Origin of the sequence: Moorena sp. SIO3I8 (assembly GCF_010692325.1) — a bacterium.
Classification (GTDB): Bacteria; Cyanobacteriota; Cyanobacteriia; order Cyanobacteriales; family Coleofasciculaceae; genus Moorena.
Genome location: NZ_JAAHHW010000001.1, coordinates 129,641 through 151,544 on the forward strand (window position 1 = coordinate 129,641; position 21,904 = coordinate 151,544).

Below are 21,904 nucleotides of genomic sequence, written 5' to 3' on the forward strand. Positions count from 1 at the left end.
TACACATTCTTCATTCAACAATGTTGTTCGCCCCGTATTCGGTGTAGTGTAGGTTCCACCTTGTCAGGTTGCCGGTTGCCGGTTGTTCGCCCCGTATTCGGTGTAGGGTAGGTTGTCTGTCAGAATGCAGAATTAATTCTTAATTCTTAATTCTTAATTCTTAATTCAAAAATTTTGAAGGTTGCCGGTTGCAGATTTTGAGCTCAAACCTGATAACCTTTAATATTACTAGCATTTTCCCATACTCTGGCTCTCAACTCGTTCGCGATCGCTTTTAGCGGAAGCTTCGCTTCATCGCGTGGCCTTTTGGCCAAAGTCAAAAATTATAGATCTTGACCTTCAACCGGCTAACTTCTAAACCTGACACTGATGATGGTAGATTTGATTACCCCAGCACAACGACTAAGCGCACTCCCTCCCTACGTATTTGCTCGTTTAGATGAATTAAAAGCAAGAGCCCGTGAGCAAGGGCTAGATTTGATAGACTTAGGGATGGGTAATCCTGATGGTTCAGCACCCCAGCCGGTGATCGAAGCAGCGATCGCAGCCTTAAAAAATCCCGCTAACCACGGTTATCCTCCGTTTGAGGGGACTGCTAGTTTCCGTCGGGCAATTACGAATTGGTATCACCGCCGCTATGATGTGGAGCTAGACCCAGACAGTGAAGCTTTACCTCTGTTAGGGTCTAAGGAAGGACTAGCTCACCTAGCCTTAGCCTATGTGAATCCGGGAGATTTGATTTTAGTACCTTCTCCTGCTTATCCAGTACACTTCCGGGGTCCGTTGATTGCTGGGGGGGAAATTCACAGTTTGGTTTTGAAACCGGAAAATGATTGGCTGATTGATTTAGGGGCGATTCCGGATCAGGTTGCCCAACGAGCTAAGATCCTCTATTTTAACTATCCAAGTAATCCAACCACCGCTACCGCCCCAAGGGAGTTTTTTGAAGAAATTGTTGCGTTTGCCCGTCGGTACTCAATTCTGCTGGTACATGACTTATGTTACGCCGAATTAGCATTTGATGGCTATCAGCCTACTAGTTTGCTGGAAATTACTGGCGCTAAAGATATTGGGGTAGAATTCCATACCCTATCGAAAACTTATAATATGGCTGGCTGGCGCGTTGGCTTTGTAGTGGGGAATAGCCGCATTATTCAAGGGTTGCGTACCTTAAAAACTAATCTGGACTATGGCATCTTTGCTGCCTTACAAACTGCTGCTGAAGCGGCCTTGCAACTGTCAGATGTTTACCTTCAAGACGTCCAAAACCGTTACCGCCGCCGCCGAGATTTCATGATTGAGGGTTTGGCAGAGTTGGGTTGGCAGATTCCTAAATCCAAGGCAACTATGTATCTGTGGGTTCCTTGCCCAGTAGGGGTAGGTTCAACGGATTTTGCTCTGAATGTTTTGCAGCAAACTGGAGTAGTCCTCACCCCAGGAAATGCTTTTGGTATCGGGGGTGAAGGGTATGTGCGGATTAGTTTGATTGCGGAATGCGATCGCTTGGGTGAAGCCCTCAATCGGTTGAAACAAGCTAATATCCGCTACCAAGCCCAATCAATGGTAAAGGTTGAAGGTTGAAGGTTCGAGGTTGTAGGTTGCAGGTTCGAGGTTGCAGGTTGCAGGTTGCAGGTTGTAAGTAGGTGCAGGTAAGTGAACTCAAGAACTGTTGGGGGGATTATATCAAATCTGGTAGCATCGGTTGACAACTTGCAATTGCCTCAATTGACTCTCTCCCCATCTCCCCATCTTCCCATCAATGTTTACAATATTACTTCCCGCAACTGCCAATCTTGGTCACCCCTTCAGGTAATATACTTGAACACCAATTTTTATAAAGAGTCTGCTGGGGTGTGAACGTAATCGTGAAGAACAATAGCTTTCGGACAGGGGTAGCGATTGGCCTTTGGCCACGCTACGCGATCGCTTTTTTGTGGATGGCAACAAGTACTGGTAATGCTGTTGCTGAATTAGTCATGATTGAGCAACAGGTTAAAGAGGATTAAGGCAACCTCTCGTTGTCCAGTACACAAGTAATATCAAGTCTGGTTGAATACCCATAATTAATGGAGAGTGTGGGGAGATGGGGAGATGGGGAGATGGGGAGATGGGAACCCACCCCTAACCCCTCCCAGGAGGGGAATATGGGGAGATGGGGGAGATTTTTATTAAGGGTAATTATCCTGACATGATATAACTTTTTTATTTGAATTGTGAACATACTCCCTTAAGCAAAAGCAAGGTAAGCATTAGCTGTTCCCGTAGCGTGCGCGTAGCGCATATGCTGTTGGCGTAGCCTGCGCGTAGCGCATATGCTTACGTTTTTATTATATATAATATTAAAAAAATTAAATGGGTTTACCCTGCACTATATACTTTTTTAATTAATTTTTTCAAATCATCCCTCTCAAAAAGCTCAATTTGATTACTAGCTGCCAGTTCTTTGGCATTTTCTGTAAACTTACTATTAGTGATAACTAGTCCCAGGTTCGCCTGATAATAGCCAATTGCCCCTGTTACTTCCTGAATGGCCTTAATCCCTACGCTACCTTGTTGTCTCTTGGCTTGAACAACAGCCTTGATCTCCCCTTTTTGAATTACCAGATCGGCTCCATAATCCCCACTTGCCTTAGTGCTACTCCTGACTGCCTGACAGAAGTGCTCGAAAGCCTACAAGAACGGGATCTTTAAAAGCTCAGCTTATGCCCGCACTCGGACTAGGATTCGTTGGTGTTCGCGTAGCGTCGGGCTTTGCCCGAATCGCTACCGACAATCCAAGGGCTATCGAGATCTTCAACTGTTTGCCGGAGCACCCTTGGTGCTGGGGACAAGGTTTTGAGTCAAAAAGGGTAGAGTGGCATGAGAAGCTAGAGTTACTACAAAAACAGCCTTTTCTGATGTCAAACTCTACCCGTCTCTATAGTCAACTATTGGACCTCCTGCGTCAATATAGTAACTACTGCGATTTGCGTCACCTCAAAGTCGAAGCCTGGATGGTTAGCGGCCTGATCTGTAGTGGTCAGCTTAGCTTACCCGCTTGGGAGCCTTACGTTCAATGCCGCGCCCAAAAAGCTCAGAGTGTGGAACGTCGTTGGAGTAGATTTCTTGTCAACAACCGAATTAGGGTAGAAGCGCTCTATGTACCTTTGGTACTGGTAGCCTTGAGAGGCTGGCAAAATCATCGTCTCTATTTAGCCTTAGACACCACAGTATTATGGAATCGCTACTGTATGATTCATTTATGTGTAATTTGTTGTGGTCGAGCAGTGCCTCTGTTCTGGCGGGTGCTAGAACATAGCAGCGCCACTGTAAAGTTCCGGGAGTACAAACCACTGTTGCGGAAAGCCCGGTGGTTCGTAACGTATCACCCCGATGTGATGCTGTTAGCGGATCGAGGCGCAAGCCAATCATAACCTGATGAGTTGGTTGCAAGCCAGTGGTTGGCATTACTGCCTACGGCTCCGAGCGTGATTTACTGCTCCATGGCCCCCGCCGCTATCCCCTTGAATTGAGTTATCTTTGGCCGACCTTAGGAGAAGCGGCATTCTATCACAATGTAGGCTTGTGGGAAGATGGTTTGTATCATTGTAACTTGGTACTGGCTACTGTCAAAGGTGTCAAAGAACCCTGGGCAGTTATTACTGATGAATCTCCTACTTTGATTTCCTTGTGGCAATACACAGAGCGGTAAGGAGTCGAAGAGTTGTTTCAAGGGTAGCAAATCAGGAGCAAATGAACTGGAAGATTCTCGGATTAACTCCCCCGAAGCTCTCGAACGCTTATACTTAGTGGCCGCTGTAGCTCTCCAAAACAGCACTACTCTTTGTCTGGCCGTACAACTTGCACCGCTTGCGTCAACAAGTTGTTCGCGTAGCGTGACCAAAGGTCAATCCCCATTGGCGGCGAGGCATCAGTTATCTCAAAATAGGTCTACGCTGGCTCAAGGGGGTTCACGAACATTGGACGCCAATTGTTAACCCCTGTGTTCAAGTTACCCCGCGACCCGCAACCAAGCTTTGCTTCTTTGAAGGCTGAGCAGCATTACTACGACCGAATCTGGTTTACTCGTATTCGCTCGAAGCACTGCACCCCTTGATGACTGCCATTTTCCAAGATGTGTCAGGCAGTCAGGTGCTACTCACTTGGTAGCCCAGTTGCTTAAATAATTTAGCCAGATATTCTTCAAACTCCCTCCCATTCATGTTATCAATTGCATCTAACTGTTCATCAATATCCTGTTTCGATGCACGGCTATCCTCAACCGAAGATTTACCATTATTAACTTCTGCTTTGACTTTGCGTTTTAAATCACCTTTATATTTATTTTTACCTATATTATCATAAGATGATGACTTCGATGCCCGCCTATCCTCAACCGAAGATTTACCATTATTCACTTCTTCTTTGAGTTTGCGTTTCAAATCACGAGAAACCATTAACCGTTCAATCTCTTTACAGAGAGATGCTTTAGATTCTCCTTCTTGTTGGCGCTGTTTATATATTCCAACCAGTAACGCTTCAAGTCCGAATTTCGATAAGCCATCAGCAGCTATTCCCACCACCCCAAGGAAAGCAATGCCTCCGATCATTCCGAATGGACCTAACATTGCCAAAGCCGCTGTGATCGCTGCTGCTCCAGTAAATCCCGTTGTTGCCATAGCAATCAGAAGTATCACACCAGGTAAGCCTAGTGCAGCAACCTTTCTAACCACTTCATCCATATCACTATACCTCAATATTGTTAGCTTATAAAGTTGATATAATGTTCACCAGTATTCCCTCCAAACTGAGTAACGAAATCAGTGGAAATAACAGTGGAAACGCATCTTATTTTGAAATACCTAAGAGACTGTTTGTTAAACTTTGCTTAAATCAGCCACGTAGGGTGGGTTAGGCGGCGAGGACTTTAAAAGCTCACCTGTTAACAGAGCTGTCCCCCGTAACCCACCAATAATATTTACTTTAGAAACAGTCTATAATTCTTCTTTGAGTTTGCGTTTCAAATCAGCAGAAACCATTAACCGTTCAATCTCTTTACAGAGAGATGCTTTAGATTCTCCTTCTTGTTGGCGCTGTTTATATATTCCAACCAGTAACGCTTCAAGTCCGAATTTCGATAAGCCATCAGCAGCTATTCCCACCACCCCAAGGAAAGCAATGCCTCCGATCATTCCGAATGGACCTAACATTGCCAAAGCCGCTGTGATCGCTGCTGCTCCAGTGAATCCCGTTGTTGCCATCGCAATCAGAAGTATCACACCAGGTAAGCCTAGTGCAGCAACCTTTCTAACCACTTCATCCATATCACTATTCCTCAATATGTTTAGTTTAGAGAATTGCTCTAATTTTCACCAGTATTCCTTCCAAACTGAGTAGCGACATCAGTGGAAATAGGGAATTATTGAATCAACGACGAACCAAGCTAATAACAGGTTTACACCAACCACTTTACGCTGTCTACTTATGGTTAGCGTGAATGTTGCCTCGCGTCCTACTGTAAACTACAGTCAAGGAATCAGGATTCCGGAAAATACTACCTCCCGTTCTTTTTTTTGTTTACAGGAAAAGAAAATTATCGCTCTCAAGAGCACTGCCCTGAACTTCCTTCAGAACAGCCAAGTCTTGACCTAAAGTACTGGTTAAAATATTATCCTGATTTTGAGCGATCGCAATATCTTCAAAGGTGACCCCTAGACCGCTCATCACCAGTACATCAACATCCAACTCAAAGTCAGTAATGGTGTTAGCAGTGCTGGGAAAAGCCGCCGCCGCAATCCAAAACTGATCGGCGTCATCACCGCCAGTTAGCAGGCTATCACCATTGCCAGCAAACAAGATGAGGATATCAATTCAGATTAAATAAGTTCGGAGCAGTTAGCGGTAGGCTAAAATTAGAGAAACTCCTAGTATACGGAATAACGGACATGAAAACCGCAGCCCGTGTTATTCATAGCGACCCTGACATCCTGGGAGGAACCCCTGTTTTTGTTGGAACTCGTGTGCCAATAAAAACTTTGCTCGATTATCTCAAAGCAGGGGATCCACTCGACGAATTCTTAGAGCATTTTCCCAGTGTTAGCCGTGAGCATGCGATCGCAGCCCTTGAATTGGCAAAGGAAATGCTGACAGCCTATGCGAATCCTGCTTGATGAGTGCGCCCCACGACCTTTAAAGCGCGAACTTGCTGATTACGAGATACGCACAGTTGTCGAGATGGGATGGTCAGGAAAAAAGAACGGTGAGTTGCTGCGGCTCATGATTCAGGAGGGTTTCACGGTTCTACTCACTACAGATCAAAATTTGCGTTATCAGCAAAACTTGCAGCAAGCTGGAGTAGCAGTCATTGTTCTTGTGGCACCTAGCAATAGGCTCCCTGATTTAGTTCCTCTGATACCAGATGTTCGTAACGTTCTGAATACAATTGCTCCGGGGGAAGTGATTGAAGTTAAAAGTTCTTGAAAGTTGCGTAGGGTGCGTTAGGGGCGGGCTAGCCCTGATTTTCCGCCTCTTCGTTCCTGGTTGAAACAGCCCGCCCCGTAACGCACCATCAGGTCAAACAGCTTTTAGGAGATGCACCCAATCGTCCTCTCTACTCCCGACTCCCGACTCCCGACTCCCGACTCCCGACTCCCGACTCCCGACTCCCTTTGCTATATGATCTAATTACTCATAACTAGCAACATCAAGTATTCTATTAAGAGCAACGCTCTCATCTGAAATGTATTCCTGAGAAAAATAGTAATAACTGTTAGGCTCATTATCAGGAATCACGCCATTAACGACTAAGCCCAGAACAGTCTGACCAGACTGCTCCAAAAGTCCCTTGGCGAAAGCAGCACTACCGGAATCGACCACTCCAGGTCGGGAAACTAACAGCACACCATCGGTCATTTTTCCTAGGATAGGAGCATCAGCAGCAACGTTTAAAGAAGGGGTATCAATAATCACAAAGTCGTAACGACTAGCAACATGGTTAATCAATGAAGCCATGCGCTCGGAATCCAGAAGCACTGCTGGATTAGGAGGTACTACTCCAGAGGTCAGGACATCCAGAGTCTCGCTCACTGGTTTAATGGCATCCCCTAATTTAACTTGATTAACAAGCATATTGCTCAAGCCCACTTCATTCGATAAATCCCAGATTCGATGTTGAACAGGCTTATGGAGATCAGCATCAATTAGCAATACCTTACTTCCTCGCTGAGCAATCACTGCTGCTAAATTAGCAGACACCGTTGACTTACCTTCTTGAGGTAAGGAGCTAGTCACAGTCACCGCTTTGAGAGCTTTATCTGAACTCAAAAACTTGAGATTTGCTTGCAGCATCCGATAGGATTCACTGATGGGAGACCGAGGGGTATTCCGAACAATAACTTGGGGCGTAAATGGATCTAAAACTTCCTGTGATGGATTTAATAATTGAGATTTACTAAAGTGGGTAATCACACCCAGCAAGGTAAATTTAAATAATTGCTTAACGTCTTTAATCGTTTTCAGAGATTTATCTCTGGTTTCTAAAATATAAATAATTGCTGCGGTGGCCAACAGTCCCTGAAAACAAGCAGCAATATAGGCTATTTTAGCAGATGAAATCGGAATCATCGGCACCTGATCCCCTGCAATAATGCGGGCATTACCCATGTTTTGATTTTCCGCTACATGAATTTCTCCAAGCTTATTTAGCAACAGAGAATAGGTGGATTGGGACACATCAAGTTGGCGTTCTAACTCGCGCTGCTGTTGTTCCAGTCTAGGGAGATCGTTAAGTCTTTTTCGGTAAGCGGTTTGAGCATTGACTAAGGCTTTTGTCTGATTAGCCAAACCTAAACGAGCTGCTTCTAATTCTACTAGCTCTTTAGTCAGGTCTTGTTGTAACTCTCCGAGTTGAAAAAGCTGGCTAGCAGGTTTCGGCTTAGCCTTAGAAACCTGTTTAACTCGTTGGTTTAGGATACCTTTTAGGCTGGCTACCTTACTTTCTAAGTTAGCAATTGTGGGATGGGTGGGTTGGAAACGGTTACGCTCAAGAGCCAGTTCGACTTCCACTTGGCGCAATTCTTGGAGTGCCTCCTGCACCTCAGGAGACTGCTTGAGAGCCGTTAGAGCGATCGCTTGCTTGGAGTTCATGCCCAATCGTTGTTGGAGCGATTCGTACTGGGCATTGACATCAGCCATTTTAGACTGATTTTGAGCAATTTCTTTTTGCAAATCTGTCAGGACTTCGATAGCTGAGCGAGCTTCTGCGTCTAAGGATATCACTTCATTCTCTTGTTTGAACTGACGCAAAGCTGCTTCTGTTTTACTAACAGTAGCTTCTGCTTGAGGTAACTGTTTCTCAATAAACTTCCGAGCAGCTACAGCTTCAGTCCGTTGAAAATCTAAGTGATTTTCTAAATAAATACTCATTAGTTGATTAACAACTGCTGCTGCTTCTTTAGGGTCTTGAGATTGGTAAGACACTTCTAGAAGATCAGTTTTCCGGATATTGGTTACACTGACATTGTGTAAAAAGTATTTAATTGCTAAAGGTTTACCCTGATTATCTTTAAGATTTAGTGCGGTGATTGTCTTTTGAGCCAGAGGCTCAGACATCATGATGTTGGCTTCTGTATCTAGAGGATTACTTTGGTCTACCAGAGGTTGTAAAATACCGATTTATTTACCTACCTCGGTGACTGAAGACGTCGTATTAAGCCGCTTAAATAACAGCAATCCTTGGGCTACATATACCGGCTTTTGGAATGATGCCACCAAAGACATAATCACAGAAACTGATACAAAAATACCGGAAGCTGGTAGCCAACGTCGCTTCAGGATCCACCAATATTGTTCAAACCTTGAGGATTCAGGAGATTCCATAAATAGCTCAAGAAAAAATTTAAGTACCTGATGCTTATTTAGGGATATCCTAGCCCAGCCAATAGTCTCAATTGTGCCAATACGCCAATTTGATTACTGTTTGTTGTTGAAGGTTGAAGGTTGAAGGTTTAATCGGGTTGAATGTTGGCTGGTTGAAGGTTGAATGTTGAAGGTTGAAGGTTTAATCGGGTTAATCGAGTTAAAGGTTGAAGCTTGTTCGCGTAGCGTGGCCTATTGGCCAAGGTTGAAGGGTGATGGTTGATGGTTGGCTGGTTGAAGGGTTAATCGGCTTGATGGTTGGATGGTTGAAAGGTTAATTGGGTTGATGCTTGAAGGGTTAATCGGGTTGATGGTTGAATGTTGGCTGTTCGCTGTCAACTGTCAACCGACCCTACTTCGGACGCCTCAGGGGAACAACCAAATAACCTTGGCCAAAAGGCCACGCGATCGCGTTCAACCTTCAACCTTCAACCCGCCAACCTTCAACCTTCACCCTTCAACCTTCAACCCGCCAACCTTCAACCTTCAACCCGCCAACCTTCAACCTTCAACCTTCCAACCTTCAACCTTCAACCTTGGCCAAAGGCCACGCTACGCGAACAACCCGATTAAACCTTCAACAAACTGTAATAGTATTTCCAATAGGCTAAAAAATTGCCGGATTTGACGAGATTATCACCATAGCACCTGTTTGTATGTCCCAGCACTATTACATTTCTCCCCGGTTTATCGATAAACTGGCGGTTCACATCACTAAAAACTTCCTTGATATACCCCATGTCCGTGTGCCTCTAATTCTGGGAATTCATGGACGGAAGGGGGAGGGTAAGTCCTTTCAGTGTGAGCTTGTGTTCGAGCGCATGGGCATTGAAGCGGTTCATATGTCTTCTGGTGAGCTAGAAAGCCCAGATGCTGGGGATCCAGCCCGTCTGATCCGCTTGCGCTACCGAGAAACCGCTGAAATGATCCGAGTCAAGGGTAAGATGTGTGTGCTGATGATCAATGACTTGGATGCTGGGGCGGGACGGTTCGATGAACGCACCCAATATACGGTAAATACCCAGCTGGTGCATGGTACTTTGATGAACATTGCTGATAATCCCACCAATGTCCAACTTCCAGGGAGTTATGACTCACAACCGATCCACCGAGTACCGATTATTGTCACTGGTAATGATTTTTCTACTCTCTATGCGCCCTTGACTCGGGATGGTCGGATGGCGAAATTCTACTGGGAGCCCAACCGAGAGGACCGGATTGGTATTGTTAGTGGTATCTTTCACGAAGATGGACTCTCTACCGGGGAGATTGAACAACTGATTGATACCTTCGACAATCAAGCGATTGATTTCTTCAGTGCTTTGCGATCGCGTATTTACGATGAACAAATCCGTAAGTTTATTTACGATATTGGTATAGACCGAGTTTCTTCTCGTGTAGTCAACAGTAAGCAAGGACCGCCCAAATTTGAAACACCAAACTTTAGCATCTCCCGCTTAATTGAGTTTGGAGAACTGATTAAAGCTGAACAGCAACGGTTGGAACTCAGCGGACTAGCTAGGGAGTACAATCAAGTCCCCTCCCTGACGAGCCAAGCAACTAATACAAATACTAGAAATACTAATTATAATATCCCAACCCCTGACCAACCTCAAGCAAACCACAAGGCACCTGTATCCAATCCAGTCATCAGTGAGTCAACTAGCCCTAAAGTCACGAACGGGTTAAATCACTCTGAGACAAGACAGCACAACGGTAGCAAAATGCCATTAGATCTAGGATTAGATCTAGAAACCCAAAACCAGATTGGAGAGCTTTTGGCTCAAGGTTACCGCCTTACCCTAGAATACGGCAATGAGCGTCGGGTTAAGCATAATGCTTGGAAAAGTGGGAATCCATTACCAGAAAACAATGTATCGGAAGCGATCGCTGCTTTGACAGAACGCTTAGGGGAGCATAAGGGTGAGTATGTGCGCCTAATTGGTATCGACACCAAAGCCAAGCGGCGGGTTCTGGAAAAGATTATTCAACGCCCTTGAGATCTCTCCTGCTTGAAGATAGGGAGATGGGGAGATGGGGAGATGGGGAGATGGGGAGATGGGGGAGTGTGGGAAGTGTGGGGAGATGGGGAGATGGGGAGATGGGGGAGTGTGGGAAGTGTGGGGAGATGGGGAGATGGGGAGATGGGGAGATGGGGAGATGGGGAGATGGGGAGATGGGGAGATGGGGAGATGGGGAGAGGGGGAGAGGGGGAGATGGGGAGATGGGGAGAGGGGGGAGTGTGGGGAGAAAAGACGCCATATGAGGTAGCGTTGATCTAAGGTATGGGGGAAAGGCAATATACTTGTGAGTAGATTTTTTTCTGGGTCATAATTGGGATTTTTATTGACTACCCCATTTACCCAGATTTTTCTGTTTTGTCCAACCCCTCCCCTACTTGCTTTTCAAGCACTTGTGTCCGTCAGCAAGGCATGTCACTTTTTCACGAGGAGGTATTAGTTAGCGGACATTGTCCGCTAACCTTATTCCAGGGGTCTTGGCAGGGAAAGCAAAATTGAGGTAAAATAGAGCATTACTCTATTGTGCTATCCCAATGAGCCCAGAAAACGAACAAGCCTTACTCAGATCTTGCACCAAAAAAAGCTGATAGAATAACTGATGGCTGAAGTTTTTGTATAGAGGTTGTTTTGAGTTGTTATCTTGTCAAGAAATAGAACAGTTATTAAATACTAATAAAACCTGAGTTCGACAACTCAATTTCCCCCCGGTTCGTTTACAGTCGTCGAATTAAATTCGCTCTTTGTGCGCACCTCTGGAAAGGGATATTGAGTCTCAGCTTCGATAGTACCAACAGAGTCTATCACTACTGCCCTTGCGCCAGAGGTTCCGAAATCGATGCCTAGATAGACAGTCATTAGGGATTTTAGAATTTAGAATTTAGAATTTAGAATTTAGAATTTAGAATTTAGAATTTGGAATTATACATTTTTGAATTTATAATTGAGAATGTAGAATTTAGAATTTTACTTCATTCTACATTCTTCATTCTACATTCTTCATTCTACATTCTACATTCTACATTCTTCATTCTTCATTCTTCATTCTTCATTCTTCATTCTTCAACCTTTAGCCTACTGCAAAACCTGTATATTGTCTTACTTGAGGATGGCGGAAACCAAGTACAATATCGTTTGCGGGAATACCTGCTTCCAGTAAATCGGTAGCAATCCCCTCTTCCGTATCATCGTATTGAATCCAAATTGTGTCACCAATTAAATCTAGGTGAATTGGTGTAGCGTGTAGGTAATAGTCATCATTCCAACCGATGTCTAATACTAAATAGTGTCCTCGCTGATCATCGAAAAGCACTTGAGAGTCATAGCTGTCAGGTAGGGAAGCACGATAGTCAGCGTGTTCCATTAATACTTTTTTGATGATGTCTTGGTAGTTTAATCTGGTATCCATTCAATGAAGGTTTCACTGTGGAGTTGAGGTTGTTTCTTTCAAATTAAGCGATCGCATCCAAATTAAGCGATCGCATCAAAAAAGCCATACCTCAAACATGCCCTATAATTAACCCACTGAACACTAAGCACTCAGCAGTCCTTCCTGTCGGGGGTACTCCTGGAGAACCTCCTTCAAATACTTCCCCGTATAGGACTTAGGATTTTCTGCTACCTCCTCCGGTGTTCCTGACGCAATTACTTCTCCCCCTTTATCGCCACCTTCTGGTCCTAAGTCTATTACCCAATCAGCACAGCGAATCACATCTAAATTGTGTTCAATCACCAAAACAGAATTTCCTTTATCTACCAACCGCTGCAATACATTCAACAAGTGATGAACATCATAAAATGACAATCCTGTTGTCGGTTCATCGATTAAATACAATGTCTTTCCCGTTGCCCGACGTGACAATTCTGTTGCCAACTTCACCCGCTGTGCTTCTCCACCAGATAATGTTGGTGCTGGTTGCCCTAAGTGAATATATCCTAACCCTACATCTACTAAAGTTTGTAACCGAGATGCTGCTCTTGGAATATTCTTAAATACCTCCAATGCTTCTGCCACTGGCATATTTAAAATATCAGCAATGGAATATCCTTTATACTTCACTTGCAACGTTTCTCGATTATATCGCGCTCCCTTACAAACGTCACATTGTACATAGACATCGGGCAAAAAGTTCATCTCAATGATATTCACACCCTGTCCCGAACAAGCTTCGCAACGTCCCCCTTTAACATTAAACGAAAATTGCCCTGGCTTGTAACCTCTAGCTTTAGCTTCAATAGTTTTAGAAAATACCTCTCGAATTGCATCAAACACTCCTGTATACGTAGCAGGATTAGACCGGGGAGTGCGACCAATGGGAGATTGATCGATTACGATTGCTTTATTAATAGCATTGAGTCCCTCAACTTGATCCAATTCTTTGGGAAAGGGTACTTTACGAGTCATATGATGTTGTAATGCCGGGTAAAGTAATTCATTGACTAAGGTAGATTTCCCAGACCCAGAGACACCTGTAATGCTGACTAATTTCCCTAGTGGTATCTCTACCTCAATGTTTTTAAGATTGTTACGATGAGCATTTTTAATCACAAAGGAACGACCATTACCCTCTCGACGTTTACTAGGGGTTTCAATTACTTGCCGTTTTGATAAATACGCTCCCGTCAGGGAATTATCACTTTTGATTATAGTCTCTAAATCCCCTTGAGCAACAATTTCTCCCCCATGAATTCCAGCTTTCGGACCAATATCGACAATATGATCGGCAGTACGAATGGTTTCTTCATCATGTTCTACAACAATCAAGGTATTGCCCAAATCCCGCAATTTGATTAGGGTAGTCAGTAACCGTCCATTATCTCTTTGGTGCAATCCAATACTTGGTTCATCTAATACATACAGAACTCCAGTTAAGCCTGCTCCAATCTGAGTCGCTAGGCGAATCCGTTGAGCTTCTCCACCGGAAAGGGTCATCGCTGGACGGTCAAGGGTAAGATAATCTAATCCTACATCAATTAGAAATTGTAATCGGGCTTTAATTTCTTTGAGGGCAAGGTCTCCAATTTGAGCTTGGCGGGGGGAGAGTTGTAAATTATCAATCCGTTGACGACATTGGCGAATTGAGACACTAGTTAAATCATCAATATGATATTGTCCTAACCGCACCGATAGTGCTTCTGGTTTGAGGCGTTTACCATGACACTCTGGACAGGGTTGATAAATTAAATACTGCTCTAGTTTTTGTTTTGATGCTTCAGAGCTAGTGTCTTTATACTGTTTTTCTAGAATCGGGATAATGCCAGCATAGCGCTTGTAGTATCCTTTTTCTTTGCCATAAGCAGAATCATTTTGAATATAAATTTTTTCGTCGGTGCCGTAGAGCAGAATGTCTTGTTGTTCAGAGGTTAGCTGATTCCAGGGAGTTTGGATTTCAAAACCATAGGCTTCTCCTACGCTATAGAGTAGGGAGATGTAGTAGGTGTTGTCTTTTTCTGACCAGGGGGCAATAGCACTATATAAGGGTTGAGTAGGGTCAGGTACTACTAGTTCTGGAGAAAAGGTTTGTAAATTACCGATACCGTGACAAACTGGACAAGCACCATAGGGGGAATTAAAGGAAAATAATCGGGGAGATAATTCTTCCATTACTGCCCCATGTTCTGGGCAAGCAAAGTTTTCTGAAAATACGATTTCTTGAGGAATGTCTTGGTCAGATGAACTGCCATTTTTTGGAGGAGTACGTCTATAATTATGATCAGATTTGACTTCTGCTGACTGTGCTGATGTATTATCTAAAACTTGGATAACTGCAATTCCAGTAGAACGTTTTAGGCAAGTAGCAAGGGAATCGGTAATTCGTTCTTGAATACTAGGCTTTTTGATGAGACGGTCAACCACCACTTCAATGTTGTGGGTATAATTTTTATCCAATTCGATGGTATCGGAGAGGTCAAAGGTTTCACCATCGACTCTGACGCGCACAAATCCTTCGGTGGCTAAGCTGGATAATAGTTTCTTGTGAGTGCCTTTTTTGCCTCGGATAACCGGAGCCAGGATATGGAAGCGAGTCCGGTCAGGGAGTTCCATAATGCGATCGCACATCTGGTCGATGGTCTGGGGCGCAATATTGCGATCGCATTTGGGACAATGGGGTTCACCAGCCCGTCCAAACAGTAATCGCAGGTAATCGTAAATTTCCGTAACTGTACCAACGGTGGAACGGGGGTTATGGGATGTAGATTTCTGGTCAATGGAGATAGCGGGGCTTAAGCCTTCGATGGCATCCACATCCGGTTTATCCAGTTGTCCGAGGAATTGACGAGCATAGGCACTCAGGGATTCTACATAACGGCGTTGTCCTTCCGCAAAGATAGTGTCGAATGCCAGGGAGGATTTGCCGGAACCGGAAACACCAGTAAAGACAATAATGCGATCGCGTGGCAGTTCCAGATCAATGTTTTTCAGGTTATGCTGTCTAGCCCCCCGAATCCGAATGGTGTTTTGAGCAGAGTTAGGGGTGTGGTCCTGGGTGTGGTTGAGGTTAGAGGATTTTGGCATGACCGACAGCGGCTTTAAACTCCTTAACAATAGTAGCGCTATCCGTTCCCATAGTAATGTTCAATAAGCATTCAGCCGTTTGCCGGACGCCCTCTAGCTTTCAGCTTCAGCGATCCCAGACTTCAATTATATAGTTTTTGTATAGTTTTCAGTAAGCTCGCGCACACTCCAAAGCCCACTCCCGAGCTCCTGAGCCCCCCTGCCGATTCAATCTATAAATTATAGAGAATAGATACAGCGTTTTTCATAACTATGAGCTACACAGGTTTTTTGCCCTGTTCCGAAGTCCCTGTTCCGAAGTCCCTGCTCCCTGCTCCGAAGTCCCTGCTCCCTAAAATCTATAACGAAAGTACCTCACCCAATTCAAAACCGCTGTATTATAGTTACTTAGAGCTGATTCGTAAAGTAAATCTTAAGAAGTCTGAAAGCCTTGCTATGATTGTCTTTTCGGTATTAAATAGTTCAATTGTTCTATTTTAGCGCAAGCCTTATCCTACAAGGTTTAGTGCGAGTTTACGAATCAGCTCTTAAACCGACATGAACTGACCATTACGTCTAAGTCAAATGATATTACTATGGAATCGAAAATTCTGGAACTTTTTGCGCAGTGAAAACCTTGATAAAGTAATGGGGGTTATTATAATAATCATTACCATTAACACCATCACTATATCATGGCTGGAACCAGATATCTCAAAAGCAGATGCTTTCTGGTGGAGCATCGTCACCCTAACAACTGTTGGCTATGGTGATATCACCCCTGTCACAGTTGGTGGTCGCGTTATTGCTATTCTCGATATGTTTGTGGGGATTGGATTCTTAGCCATCTTCACCGCTAGCCTCGCTGGTATTTTTGTCGATCAAAAACTCAAAAATGATCTAGGTATGGGATCTTATAATTTTAACAATCACTTGATTATTTGCGAATGGAATTCTAGAGCAAGATTTATCATCAATGAGTTGCGAAGGTTTCCTAAAACTCAAGATGAGAAAATTATTTTAATTGCTAATATAGACCGGAAGCCTATCGAAGACAATAATTTGTTTTTTCTTAAAGGTAATGTAAGTGATGAAACCTTGATTCGAGCCAACTTGATCCAGGCTAGAACTGTTATAATTTTAGGGGATGACAGTATAGATGACACAGCTCGCGACGCAAAAGTTATACTATCTACCCTGACAGTAGAAAGTATTAATCCCAAGGCTTACACAGTTGTGGAGCTGGTAGATGAAACTCATGTTAAATCCTGTCAGCGGGCTAAGGTTGACGAAATAATCGTTAGTAGTGAGTTAAGTAGTATGCTCATTTCCCAAGCTGCTCTTAACCATGGAATTACCAAAGTTGTCTCTGAAATATTAAGTACTCAAACTGGGAACAAGCTTTATAAAATTGCGATTCCTGACTCTCGGGTTGGTAGTTCCTTTATGGAAGTATTTACGTATATGAAGCAAGCCTATCAAAGTATTGTCTTAGCGGTACAAAAAGGAATTGAAGGAGACGTTATCTCCAATCCACCGACAGATTATAAACTTGAGAATGGTGACTATTTAATTGTCGTTTCTCAACACGAACCACGACTGCTAAAGAAATCTTAAACGAGAAATCTTAAACGTAAGTGTGACCTGTGAACTGTGACCTGTGATGTGTTAAGTAACAATTTGAAATTTGAAATTTGAAATTTTCAATTGACGAATACCCTTCCAGGATAAGTAGTCAACCGCAACTAATATCACGTCGTCATTCCAGGCTGATAGAGGCTGGAAATTATCAGTAAATTATCAGCAAATTTTCAGCCTCTGTTCAGCAACAACTAAACCAAGAAACCAATAATCCTAGTCAAGCTACTAACCTAAAATTATCCACTTGATGGGGTGCCAGCAAAATCAGTTTTGAACACTAAGTTTTGAACACTAAGTTTTGAATACTAAGTTTTAAACACTTAGCTGATTAACTCTACGGATAATGATGTAGCTACATAGATAGTTGAGCAACACACTCATTGACAAATCTACCATATTGATATCATTGATCAGGATCACCATGAAGCATTCAATTATTAAATCACTCAAAATCATCACCATGGTTACGGTAACCTCTACACTAGCCATGGCATCTAGCGCAACAGCAGCTACCCTCAAGGTGACAATTCAAAGCCTGGCACCGGACAACGGCACGTTATTGACTCCAGTCTGGGTAGGTTTTCATAATGGTCTTTTTGATATTTATGATCGGGGTGAGGCAGCTTCACCAGGACTTGAGCGCATTGCTGAGGATGGCAATGCAGCAGTGCTTAGTGAAGAGTTTTTTGCTAGTGGTGCGGGTTCAGTTGATGGGGTAATTCCTGGTCCAAATGGTCCAGTTGCTTCTGGGGATATTGCCCAAGCCACATTTACTGTAGATTCTACTAGCCGTTACTTCAGCTACGCAGCAATGATTCTTCCCAGTAATGATGCTTTCATTGCTAATGGCAACCCCTTGGCTATTGAGATTTTTGATGAAGAAGGTAATTTCACTGGAGCTGACTTTACCGTTCTCGGTTCTCAAGTTCTGGATGCAGGTACTGAAGTTAACGACGAGCAGGAGACGACTACTGCTTTCTTCGGTCAAACTATTCCTGATACCGGTACACCAGAAAACGGAGTTGTCACCCTGCATCCAGGTTTTATTCCAGGTGGACCGATTTTATCAACTCCGGCGTTTGCTCAAGCTGACTTCACAGTGGATGGCTACCAGATAGCACGTATCAAAGTCGAGAAAGTGCCAGAATCTTCTACTACTGGAGGATTACTTGCTATCGGTGGGTTGTTATGGCTGGGTAGCCGCTGGCGTCAGAGTCTTAACAGATTCGCCTAAATCCCTTTGGCAATTGACCATTGACAATTTTAAATTGTTTTCCCTTCTTGATTAACAACACTACATAACTAGTCAACATAAGTAGTGCAACATTTAACCTGTACAAACCTACTCACAAGCAGATAGGACGATGGTATAGCATTAGTTTTAACTAATGGTTGTTGCCGACAAAGCAATGCCAAAAGCATTGCGCTATTTTTATTAATGGAGGNGGAGAGCATTTGCTAACTTTTCCAAACTGACTTTCTTGATTAATTGTAAAAGATTAATCAGGATTTTTAAAAAAATATAATCGGCTAGACTTAATTGACTTTTTAGGTGGTTTTGGTAGAATGTTGGTAACATTGTCAATACGTAGGTCTTGTTGCAAATTTAGAGACCTACTTTTTTTTACCACAAAATGCTACTAGCTTTACATAGCAAGCATTTCAGCCTGTTTCGTCACCCCGTCAGGAACCAAAAGGTTTTAAATGCGAGTTATATAGAACAAATTCTGTAGAGTTTTGGTCAAATCCAGGTCATAAAGCTGATGAATTTATTATCATGATAGAAGGGGAATTAGAAGTTTATTTTCAAGGTAAAACTCACCATCCTTCCATTGGTGAATTCTTCAAAGTACCTGCTAACACGCCTCACAATACTAGGATGTCTGGGATTATGTATTGGATCTATGCTTTTGATTGGCAGTGGAATGAAGATGGGGTTGGTATTGAAGAGGGGAAAATACGATCACCAAAAGTTAAATCTGTTTGAGGAGTGATCGCAATGAAGAATCAAAGTGCTGATCAATCCATTAGATCTGATCAAGACATCTCACAGAATAAAAGACTTGTCAAAATTTCTGATCGAGAAGATATCTCCTCCCTTCCCAAGGGTATTTGGAGACCTCTGACTGAAAACTATCATTTACAAACCTGGAAAGGGATACCAATGGACAAAAGTCCTATAGAAATTGCCCTTTATCCAATGCTCATTTACGAACTCCAACCAAAGACAATTATTGAACTTGGTGCAGATACTGGAGGAAGTGCAGTATGGTTAGCAGATCAGTTGAAGTTATTTGAAATTGAAGGTCTTCTCTACTCTGTTGATATCGATTTATCCTTACTTGATGAAAAAGCCAAAGCCCAACCCAATATAAAATTTTTGGAAGGTGATTGTCACCAGATCGATATGGTTTTATCCACCACACTGCTTTCTACACTTCCTCATCCTTGGTTAATCATAGAAGATGCTCATGTTAATTTAGTCGGTATCCTGAATTATTTTCATCACAATGGCTTACAAAATGGAGATTATTTAATTATTGAAGACACAAATAAAGCTTTATGGGAGGCTTGGTCAGATTGGGAAGATAAAGAATTTATTGAACGGATGAAAGGTAAGCTTGATTTACTAAAAAAATGGCTGATGCAGCACAAAAATGAGTACTTAATTGATACTCACTATCAAGATTTGTTTGGTTATAACGGCTCGAAGAATTGGAATTCGATGTTAAAAAGGATGTAAATAACAATGATTAACAAATCTAGAATAAACGAAATAATAAACGATTTGCAAAAAAACAGGTTTAAGTGTAAAGTTTCTATTGATGACTTAGAAGATTAGGTAGTCCTGCATAGTGATGGTGGGTGGGGGCTGAAACCCTAACCATACCGTTACCGATATCATTACAATGCACCACTACCCATTTCCCCTACGAAGGATAAAAACTACTCTTTTCATTGCTTAAAGTCTGTAGTTAAAAGTGGTTATTCAATCCGCAGTCGATGTTCATAAAGTCTTTGGTAATAAGGTAAACAGTAGTCATAGGTCTGCTTCAAGTGTTCATTGTTTTCAACACTAACGTAATTTTTTCTGTCCCTTTCTTTAAATTCCCGACTCGATTGTAAGTAAGTGTGCCAATCTCCTTCCCATGGAAGAGTCCATATTTTAGAGCATATCTTAGGATTCCATTTTAACGCTTGGGGCATAAACGGAATTCCTACAGCATCACAGTAAGCTTTAATCGTGGCCTCTGGTTTTTGTACCAAGTCATCTGAGTCAATGAGGGGGGGGACTTGTCCCAGAAAGGCTTTGGTGACTTCAAACAATTGGTAAAGTTCTGCATACCCAGTTTCACTTAAGTGGAAGTCAGGCCAACCGGCAAATAGAGAAGGAAGGCTTTTGGCAGGATGACGAATAAGGAAAGTGTGGTTAAAGTGGGATAAAAAAGCTTCATCGGCTCGATCGTAAATATATAAAGCCATATCTTTAATAAAGACAGGTTGGCTTTGAGCCTTATTGATTAGGTCTTGGAATAGGGGTTGAAAATTATAAGCTGGATTAATCTCAGCTTTTGCACAGCGATCAGATTTCCTTTCCTCGCTACCGTAATAGTATAGGCTAAAGGGTTCATGAAGAACAATAAAGTCTCCCCTTGCTTGCATCATCATTTTAAAAGCGGTGGATGTTGATCGAAAAGTTGTCCATAATACCAAAATTTTTTTCATCGCTAGATCTCAATAGTAGATGTTAGAGTCAATGCCTCTGTTACCAGAGGACAGTTTATAAGGAGTACGTCACTTTAGGATCGTTCTGATTCCACCAAACAAAAATATGAGTGTCCAGAACAATCATAAAACCTCTTCATAACTATTCTCTATATCCCAGTCTTCTAGAGGGATAGCTGGCTCTTCAGGATCAGCATAGTATGCGTAGGGCTGCTTGTTTGCCAATGGATTAGAGGAATATTCCTTTTTGACTTCACCAATAGTGACAATTTCGGAAAGCTTATTTTGAATAGCTTCATTTAATATTTCTGAAGCCAGCTCCTCTACAGACATTCGTTTTTTCGCCGCCGCTTTTATCAAAATGTCTTGAGAAGTTTGACTAATTTTGATATTTGATATAATCATATTCAATCCCTTACAAATATTCAAACTTAATCTAATACTTGAGAAGAATAAACAGTCTTCTCAATCAAACTCAGGTGCCCACACTTCCACCACAGGCAATTCCCAACCAGGAAGCAATTCTGGCACTTGCAGCACATCCCCATCTCCCAGCACAACTTTATCTCTATTAAGGCGATAAACTTCCATGGTGCGAGTTCTCGGATCGACTAACACCCCAATTTTAGTTCCCAATTCCAGAAATTGCTGGATCTTCTGACGTAATTTAGCCAAACTATCAGTTCTAGATTTAACCTCAAACATCAAGTCAGGAACTAACTCCGCGTAACCTTCTGTAGTGCGAGGTAAACGTTCGGCTAGGATAAAAGAAGCATCGGGAGCGCGAACATCTCCATCTTCGTTAGGTAAATGAAAACCACCACTAGAAGCAGTTACCCTGCCTAGTCTACGAGGTCGTACCCAGTTTGATAACTGGGTAACAATAGCAGCAGCTACTTCATCCGATTCTATACCTGAAGGACTCATAACAAGAATTTCTCCATCCACTAGTTCCATCTGATAATCAGGATGTTCAGCTTGCAGTTTTTCTAAGTCTTTTACTGTTAAACTAGGCATTGTTAAAATCTCCTATTTATTTCTAGCGATTATTGCATTAAAGTCCCCCTTATTAAGGGGGATTTAGGGGGAGCCCTTTTCACTTCATGGAAAATAGAATTGCTATATTTAA

The 21,904-nt window shown here is 42.9% G+C and carries 23 protein-coding genes and 3 pseudogenes; 14 read left to right on the forward strand and 12 right to left on the reverse strand.

The window, feature by feature from the left end:
- Positions 1-369: 369 nt before the first annotated feature.
- Positions 370-1,581, forward strand: a complete 1,212-nt coding sequence (locus tag F6K51_RS00515) for an aspartate aminotransferase (RefSeq protein ID WP_293017322.1) — start codon at positions 370-372, stop codon at positions 1,579-1,581.
- A gap of 272 nt (positions 1,582-1,853) precedes the next feature.
- The gene (locus tag F6K51_RS00520) at positions 1,854-2,006 is read left to right on the forward strand and encodes a hypothetical protein (protein WP_293017323.1); all 153 of its coding nucleotides are present in this window, start codon (positions 1,854-1,856) and stop codon (positions 2,004-2,006) included.
- Positions 2,007-2,358: 352 nt separating this feature from the next.
- On the opposite strand, the pseudogene F6K51_RS38265 reads toward F6K51_RS00520, so the two are convergent.
- Positions 2,359-2,625, reverse strand: a pseudogene (locus F6K51_RS38265) (restriction endonuclease); the annotation flags it as partial.
- A gap of 77 nt (positions 2,626-2,702) precedes the next feature.
- Between F6K51_RS38265 and F6K51_RS00525 the strand changes: the two are divergent.
- Both F6K51_RS00525 and F6K51_RS00530 read left to right on the forward strand, forming a co-directional pair.
- A complete protein-coding gene (locus tag F6K51_RS00525; RefSeq protein WP_293017324.1) occupies positions 2,703-3,413 on the forward strand; it encodes a hypothetical protein in 711 nt (236 codons plus the stop codon).
- Positions 3,414-3,436: 23 nt separating this feature from the next.
- The gene (locus F6K51_RS00530; RefSeq protein ID WP_293017325.1) at positions 3,437-3,691 is read left to right on the forward strand and encodes a hypothetical protein; all 255 of its coding nucleotides are present in this window, start codon (positions 3,437-3,439) and stop codon (positions 3,689-3,691) included.
- A gap of 436 nt (positions 3,692-4,127) precedes the next feature.
- On the opposite strand, the gene F6K51_RS00535 is transcribed toward F6K51_RS00530, so the two are convergent.
- From F6K51_RS00535 to F6K51_RS00545, 3 genes are all read right to left on the reverse strand, one after another.
- On the reverse strand, positions 4,128-4,721 hold the full coding sequence (locus F6K51_RS00535) for a hypothetical protein (protein WP_293017326.1): 594 nt from the start codon (positions 4,719-4,721) through the stop codon (positions 4,128-4,130).
- A 252-nt stretch (positions 4,722-4,973) separates the two neighbouring features.
- Positions 4,974-5,303, reverse strand: a complete 330-nt coding sequence (locus tag F6K51_RS00540) for a hypothetical protein (protein WP_293017327.1) — start codon at positions 5,301-5,303, stop codon at positions 4,974-4,976.
- Positions 5,304-5,556: 253 nt separating this feature from the next.
- Entirely contained in the window at positions 5,557-5,835 is a 279-nt protein-coding gene (locus F6K51_RS00545; protein WP_293017328.1) for a hypothetical protein, read from the reverse strand.
- A gap of 89 nt (positions 5,836-5,924) precedes the next feature.
- Here F6K51_RS00545 and F6K51_RS00550 point away from each other — a divergent pair, with 89 nt between their 5' ends.
- Both F6K51_RS00550 and F6K51_RS00555 read left to right on the forward strand, forming a co-directional pair.
- Positions 5,925-6,149, forward strand: a complete 225-nt coding sequence (locus F6K51_RS00550) for a DUF433 domain-containing protein (RefSeq protein ID WP_075900924.1) — start codon at positions 5,925-5,927, stop codon at positions 6,147-6,149.
- A complete protein-coding gene (locus F6K51_RS00555; RefSeq protein ID WP_293017330.1) occupies positions 6,133-6,459 on the forward strand; it encodes a DUF5615 family PIN-like protein in 327 nt (108 codons plus the stop codon). The genes F6K51_RS00550 and F6K51_RS00555 overlap by 17 nt, the downstream gene beginning before the upstream one ends.
- A 204-nt stretch (positions 6,460-6,663) precedes the next feature.
- On the opposite strand, the gene F6K51_RS00560 is transcribed toward F6K51_RS00555, so the two are convergent.
- Together F6K51_RS00560 and F6K51_RS00565 are read right to left on the reverse strand one after the other, a co-directional pair.
- Positions 6,664-8,592: a polysaccharide biosynthesis tyrosine autokinase gene (locus tag F6K51_RS00560; protein ID WP_293017331.1), complete on the reverse strand. Its 1,929-nt coding sequence runs from the start codon at positions 8,590-8,592 to the stop codon at positions 6,664-6,666.
- Between the two features lie 60 nt (positions 8,593-8,652).
- Entirely contained in the window at positions 8,653-8,856 is a 204-nt protein-coding gene (locus tag F6K51_RS00565) for a hypothetical protein (protein ID WP_293017332.1), read from the reverse strand.
- A gap of 357 nt (positions 8,857-9,213) precedes the next feature.
- On the opposite strand from F6K51_RS00565, the gene F6K51_RS00570 reads away from it, so the two are divergent.
- The 3 genes from F6K51_RS00570 (at position 9,214) to F6K51_RS00580 (ending at position 11,177) form a co-directional block, all read left to right on the forward strand.
- Entirely contained in the window at positions 9,214-9,468 is a 255-nt protein-coding gene (locus tag F6K51_RS00570) for a hypothetical protein (protein WP_293017333.1), read from the forward strand.
- A gap of 83 nt (positions 9,469-9,551) precedes the next feature.
- Positions 9,552-10,895, forward strand: coding sequence for a ribulose bisphosphate carboxylase small subunit (locus F6K51_RS00575; RefSeq protein ID WP_293017334.1), 1,344 nt, complete (start codon positions 9,552-9,554; stop codon positions 10,893-10,895).
- A 42-nt stretch (positions 10,896-10,937) separates the two neighbouring features.
- The gene (locus F6K51_RS00580) at positions 10,938-11,177 is read left to right on the forward strand and encodes an isopentenyl pyrophosphate isomerase (protein ID WP_293017335.1); all 240 of its coding nucleotides are present in this window, start codon (positions 10,938-10,940) and stop codon (positions 11,175-11,177) included.
- A gap of 805 nt (positions 11,178-11,982) precedes the next feature.
- On the opposite strand, the gene F6K51_RS00585 is transcribed toward F6K51_RS00580, so the two are convergent.
- A complete protein-coding gene (locus tag F6K51_RS00585) occupies positions 11,983-12,321 on the reverse strand; it encodes a XisI protein (RefSeq protein ID WP_293017336.1) in 339 nt (112 codons plus the stop codon).
- 123 nt (positions 12,322-12,444) lie between these two features.
- Positions 12,445-15,429, reverse strand: coding sequence for an excinuclease ABC subunit UvrA (uvrA, locus tag F6K51_RS00590; protein ID WP_293017337.1), 2,985 nt, complete (start codon positions 15,427-15,429; stop codon positions 12,445-12,447).
- 252 nt (positions 15,430-15,681) lie between these two features.
- Between uvrA and F6K51_RS00595 the strand changes: the two genes are divergently transcribed.
- The 3 genes from F6K51_RS00595 to F6K51_RS00605 all read left to right on the forward strand — a co-directional run bounded on the left by F6K51_RS00595 (position 15,682) and on the right by F6K51_RS00605 (position 18,283).
- Positions 15,682-15,909, forward strand: a complete 228-nt coding sequence (locus F6K51_RS00595) for a hypothetical protein (protein ID WP_293017338.1) — start codon at positions 15,682-15,684, stop codon at positions 15,907-15,909.
- 147 nt (positions 15,910-16,056) lie between these two features.
- Entirely contained in the window at positions 16,057-17,025 is a 969-nt protein-coding gene (locus F6K51_RS00600) for a potassium channel family protein (protein WP_229415318.1), read from the forward strand.
- 445 nt (positions 17,026-17,470) lie between these two features.
- Positions 17,471-18,283 (forward strand): spondin domain-containing protein, encoded by an 813-nt coding sequence (locus F6K51_RS00605; protein ID WP_293017340.1) that lies wholly within the window; start codon positions 17,471-17,473, stop codon positions 18,281-18,283.
- Between the two features lie 207 nt (positions 18,284-18,490).
- On the opposite strand, the pseudogene F6K51_RS00610 reads toward F6K51_RS00605, so the two are convergent.
- Positions 18,491-18,628: pseudogene (locus tag F6K51_RS00610) on the reverse strand (IS4 family transposase); the annotation flags it as partial.
- A 186-nt stretch (positions 18,629-18,814) separates the two neighbouring features.
- Between F6K51_RS00610 and F6K51_RS00615 the strand changes: the two are divergent.
- Both F6K51_RS00615 and F6K51_RS00620 read left to right on the forward strand, forming a co-directional pair.
- A pseudogene (locus F6K51_RS00615) lies at positions 18,815-19,036 on the forward strand (cupin domain-containing protein); the annotation flags it as partial.
- A 12-nt stretch (positions 19,037-19,048) separates the two neighbouring features.
- Complete coding sequence (locus tag F6K51_RS00620) at positions 19,049-19,792, forward strand: CmcI family methyltransferase (RefSeq protein ID WP_293017341.1); 744 nt, start codon at positions 19,049-19,051, stop codon at positions 19,790-19,792.
- A 242-nt stretch (positions 19,793-20,034) separates the two neighbouring features.
- Here the strand turns inward: F6K51_RS00620 and F6K51_RS00625 are convergent, their stop codons facing one another.
- The 3 genes from F6K51_RS00625 to F6K51_RS00635 form a co-directional block, all read right to left on the reverse strand.
- Positions 20,035-20,775, reverse strand: a complete 741-nt coding sequence (locus tag F6K51_RS00625) for a sulfotransferase family protein (RefSeq protein WP_293017342.1) — start codon at positions 20,773-20,775, stop codon at positions 20,035-20,037.
- Positions 20,776-20,898: 123 nt separating this feature from the next.
- Positions 20,899-21,180, reverse strand: coding sequence for a hypothetical protein (locus F6K51_RS00630; protein WP_293017343.1), 282 nt, complete (start codon positions 21,178-21,180; stop codon positions 20,899-20,901).
- A gap of 60 nt (positions 21,181-21,240) precedes the next feature.
- Complete coding sequence (locus tag F6K51_RS00635; protein WP_293017344.1) at positions 21,241-21,792, reverse strand: Uma2 family endonuclease; 552 nt, start codon at positions 21,790-21,792, stop codon at positions 21,241-21,243.
- Positions 21,793-21,904 lie beyond the last annotated feature (112 nt).

What these genes read in the sequence shown, in the direction of transcription:
- F6K51_RS00585 (WP_293017336.1), bottom strand. Translation starts at nt 12,321, where the DNA reads ATGGATACCAGATTAAACTACCAAGACATCATCAAAAAAGTATTAATG.
- F6K51_RS00525 (WP_293017324.1), top strand. Translation starts at nt 2,703, where the DNA reads ATGCCCGCACTCGGACTAGGATTCGTTGGTGTTCGCGTAGCGTCGGGC.
- F6K51_RS00550 (WP_075900924.1), top strand. Translation starts at nt 5,925, where the DNA reads ATGAAAACCGCAGCCCGTGTTATTCATAGCGACCCTGACATCCTGGGA.
- F6K51_RS00595 (WP_293017338.1), top strand. Translation starts at nt 15,682, where the DNA reads ATGAGCTACACAGGTTTTTTGCCCTGTTCCGAAGTCCCTGTTCCGAAG.
- F6K51_RS00600 (WP_229415318.1), top strand. Translation starts at nt 16,057, where the DNA reads ATGGGGGTTATTATAATAATCATTACCATTAACACCATCACTATATCA.
- F6K51_RS00560 (WP_293017331.1), bottom strand. Translation starts at nt 8,592, where the DNA reads ATGATGTCTGAGCCTCTGGCTCAAAAGACAATCACCGCACTAAATCTT.
- F6K51_RS00535 (WP_293017326.1), bottom strand. Translation starts at nt 4,721, where the DNA reads ATGGATGAAGTGGTTAGAAAGGTTGCTGCACTAGGCTTACCTGGTGTG.
- F6K51_RS00630 (WP_293017343.1), bottom strand. Translation starts at nt 21,180, where the DNA reads ATGATTATATCAAATATCAAAATTAGTCAAACTTCTCAAGACATTTTG.
- F6K51_RS00570 (WP_293017333.1), top strand. Translation starts at nt 9,214, where the DNA reads ATGTTGGCTGTTCGCTGTCAACTGTCAACCGACCCTACTTCGGACGCC.
- F6K51_RS00575 (WP_293017334.1), top strand. Translation starts at nt 9,552, where the DNA reads ATGTCCCAGCACTATTACATTTCTCCCCGGTTTATCGATAAACTGGCG.
- F6K51_RS00605 (WP_293017340.1), top strand. Translation starts at nt 17,471, where the DNA reads ATGAAGCATTCAATTATTAAATCACTCAAAATCATCACCATGGTTACG.
- F6K51_RS00565 (WP_293017332.1), bottom strand. Translation starts at nt 8,856, where the DNA reads ATGGAATCTCCTGAATCCTCAAGGTTTGAACAATATTGGTGGATCCTG.
- uvrA (WP_293017337.1), bottom strand. Translation starts at nt 15,429, where the DNA reads ATGCCAAAATCCTCTAACCTCAACCACACCCAGGACCACACCCCTAAC.
- F6K51_RS00515 (WP_293017322.1), top strand. Translation starts at nt 370, where the DNA reads ATGATGGTAGATTTGATTACCCCAGCACAACGACTAAGCGCACTCCCT.
- F6K51_RS00580 (WP_293017335.1), top strand. Translation starts at nt 10,938, where the DNA reads ATGGGGAGATGGGGAGATGGGGGAGTGTGGGAAGTGTGGGGAGATGGG.
- F6K51_RS00555 (WP_293017330.1), top strand. Translation starts at nt 6,133, where the DNA reads ATGCGAATCCTGCTTGATGAGTGCGCCCCACGACCTTTAAAGCGCGAA.
- F6K51_RS00620 (WP_293017341.1), top strand. Translation starts at nt 19,049, where the DNA reads ATGAAGAATCAAAGTGCTGATCAATCCATTAGATCTGATCAAGACATC.
- F6K51_RS00635 (WP_293017344.1), bottom strand. Translation starts at nt 21,792, where the DNA reads ATGCCTAGTTTAACAGTAAAAGACTTAGAAAAACTGCAAGCTGAACAT.
- F6K51_RS00625 (WP_293017342.1), bottom strand. Translation starts at nt 20,775, where the DNA reads ATGAAAAAAATTTTGGTATTATGGACAACTTTTCGATCAACATCCACC.
- F6K51_RS00540 (WP_293017327.1), bottom strand. Translation starts at nt 5,303, where the DNA reads ATGGATGAAGTGGTTAGAAAGGTTGCTGCACTAGGCTTACCTGGTGTG.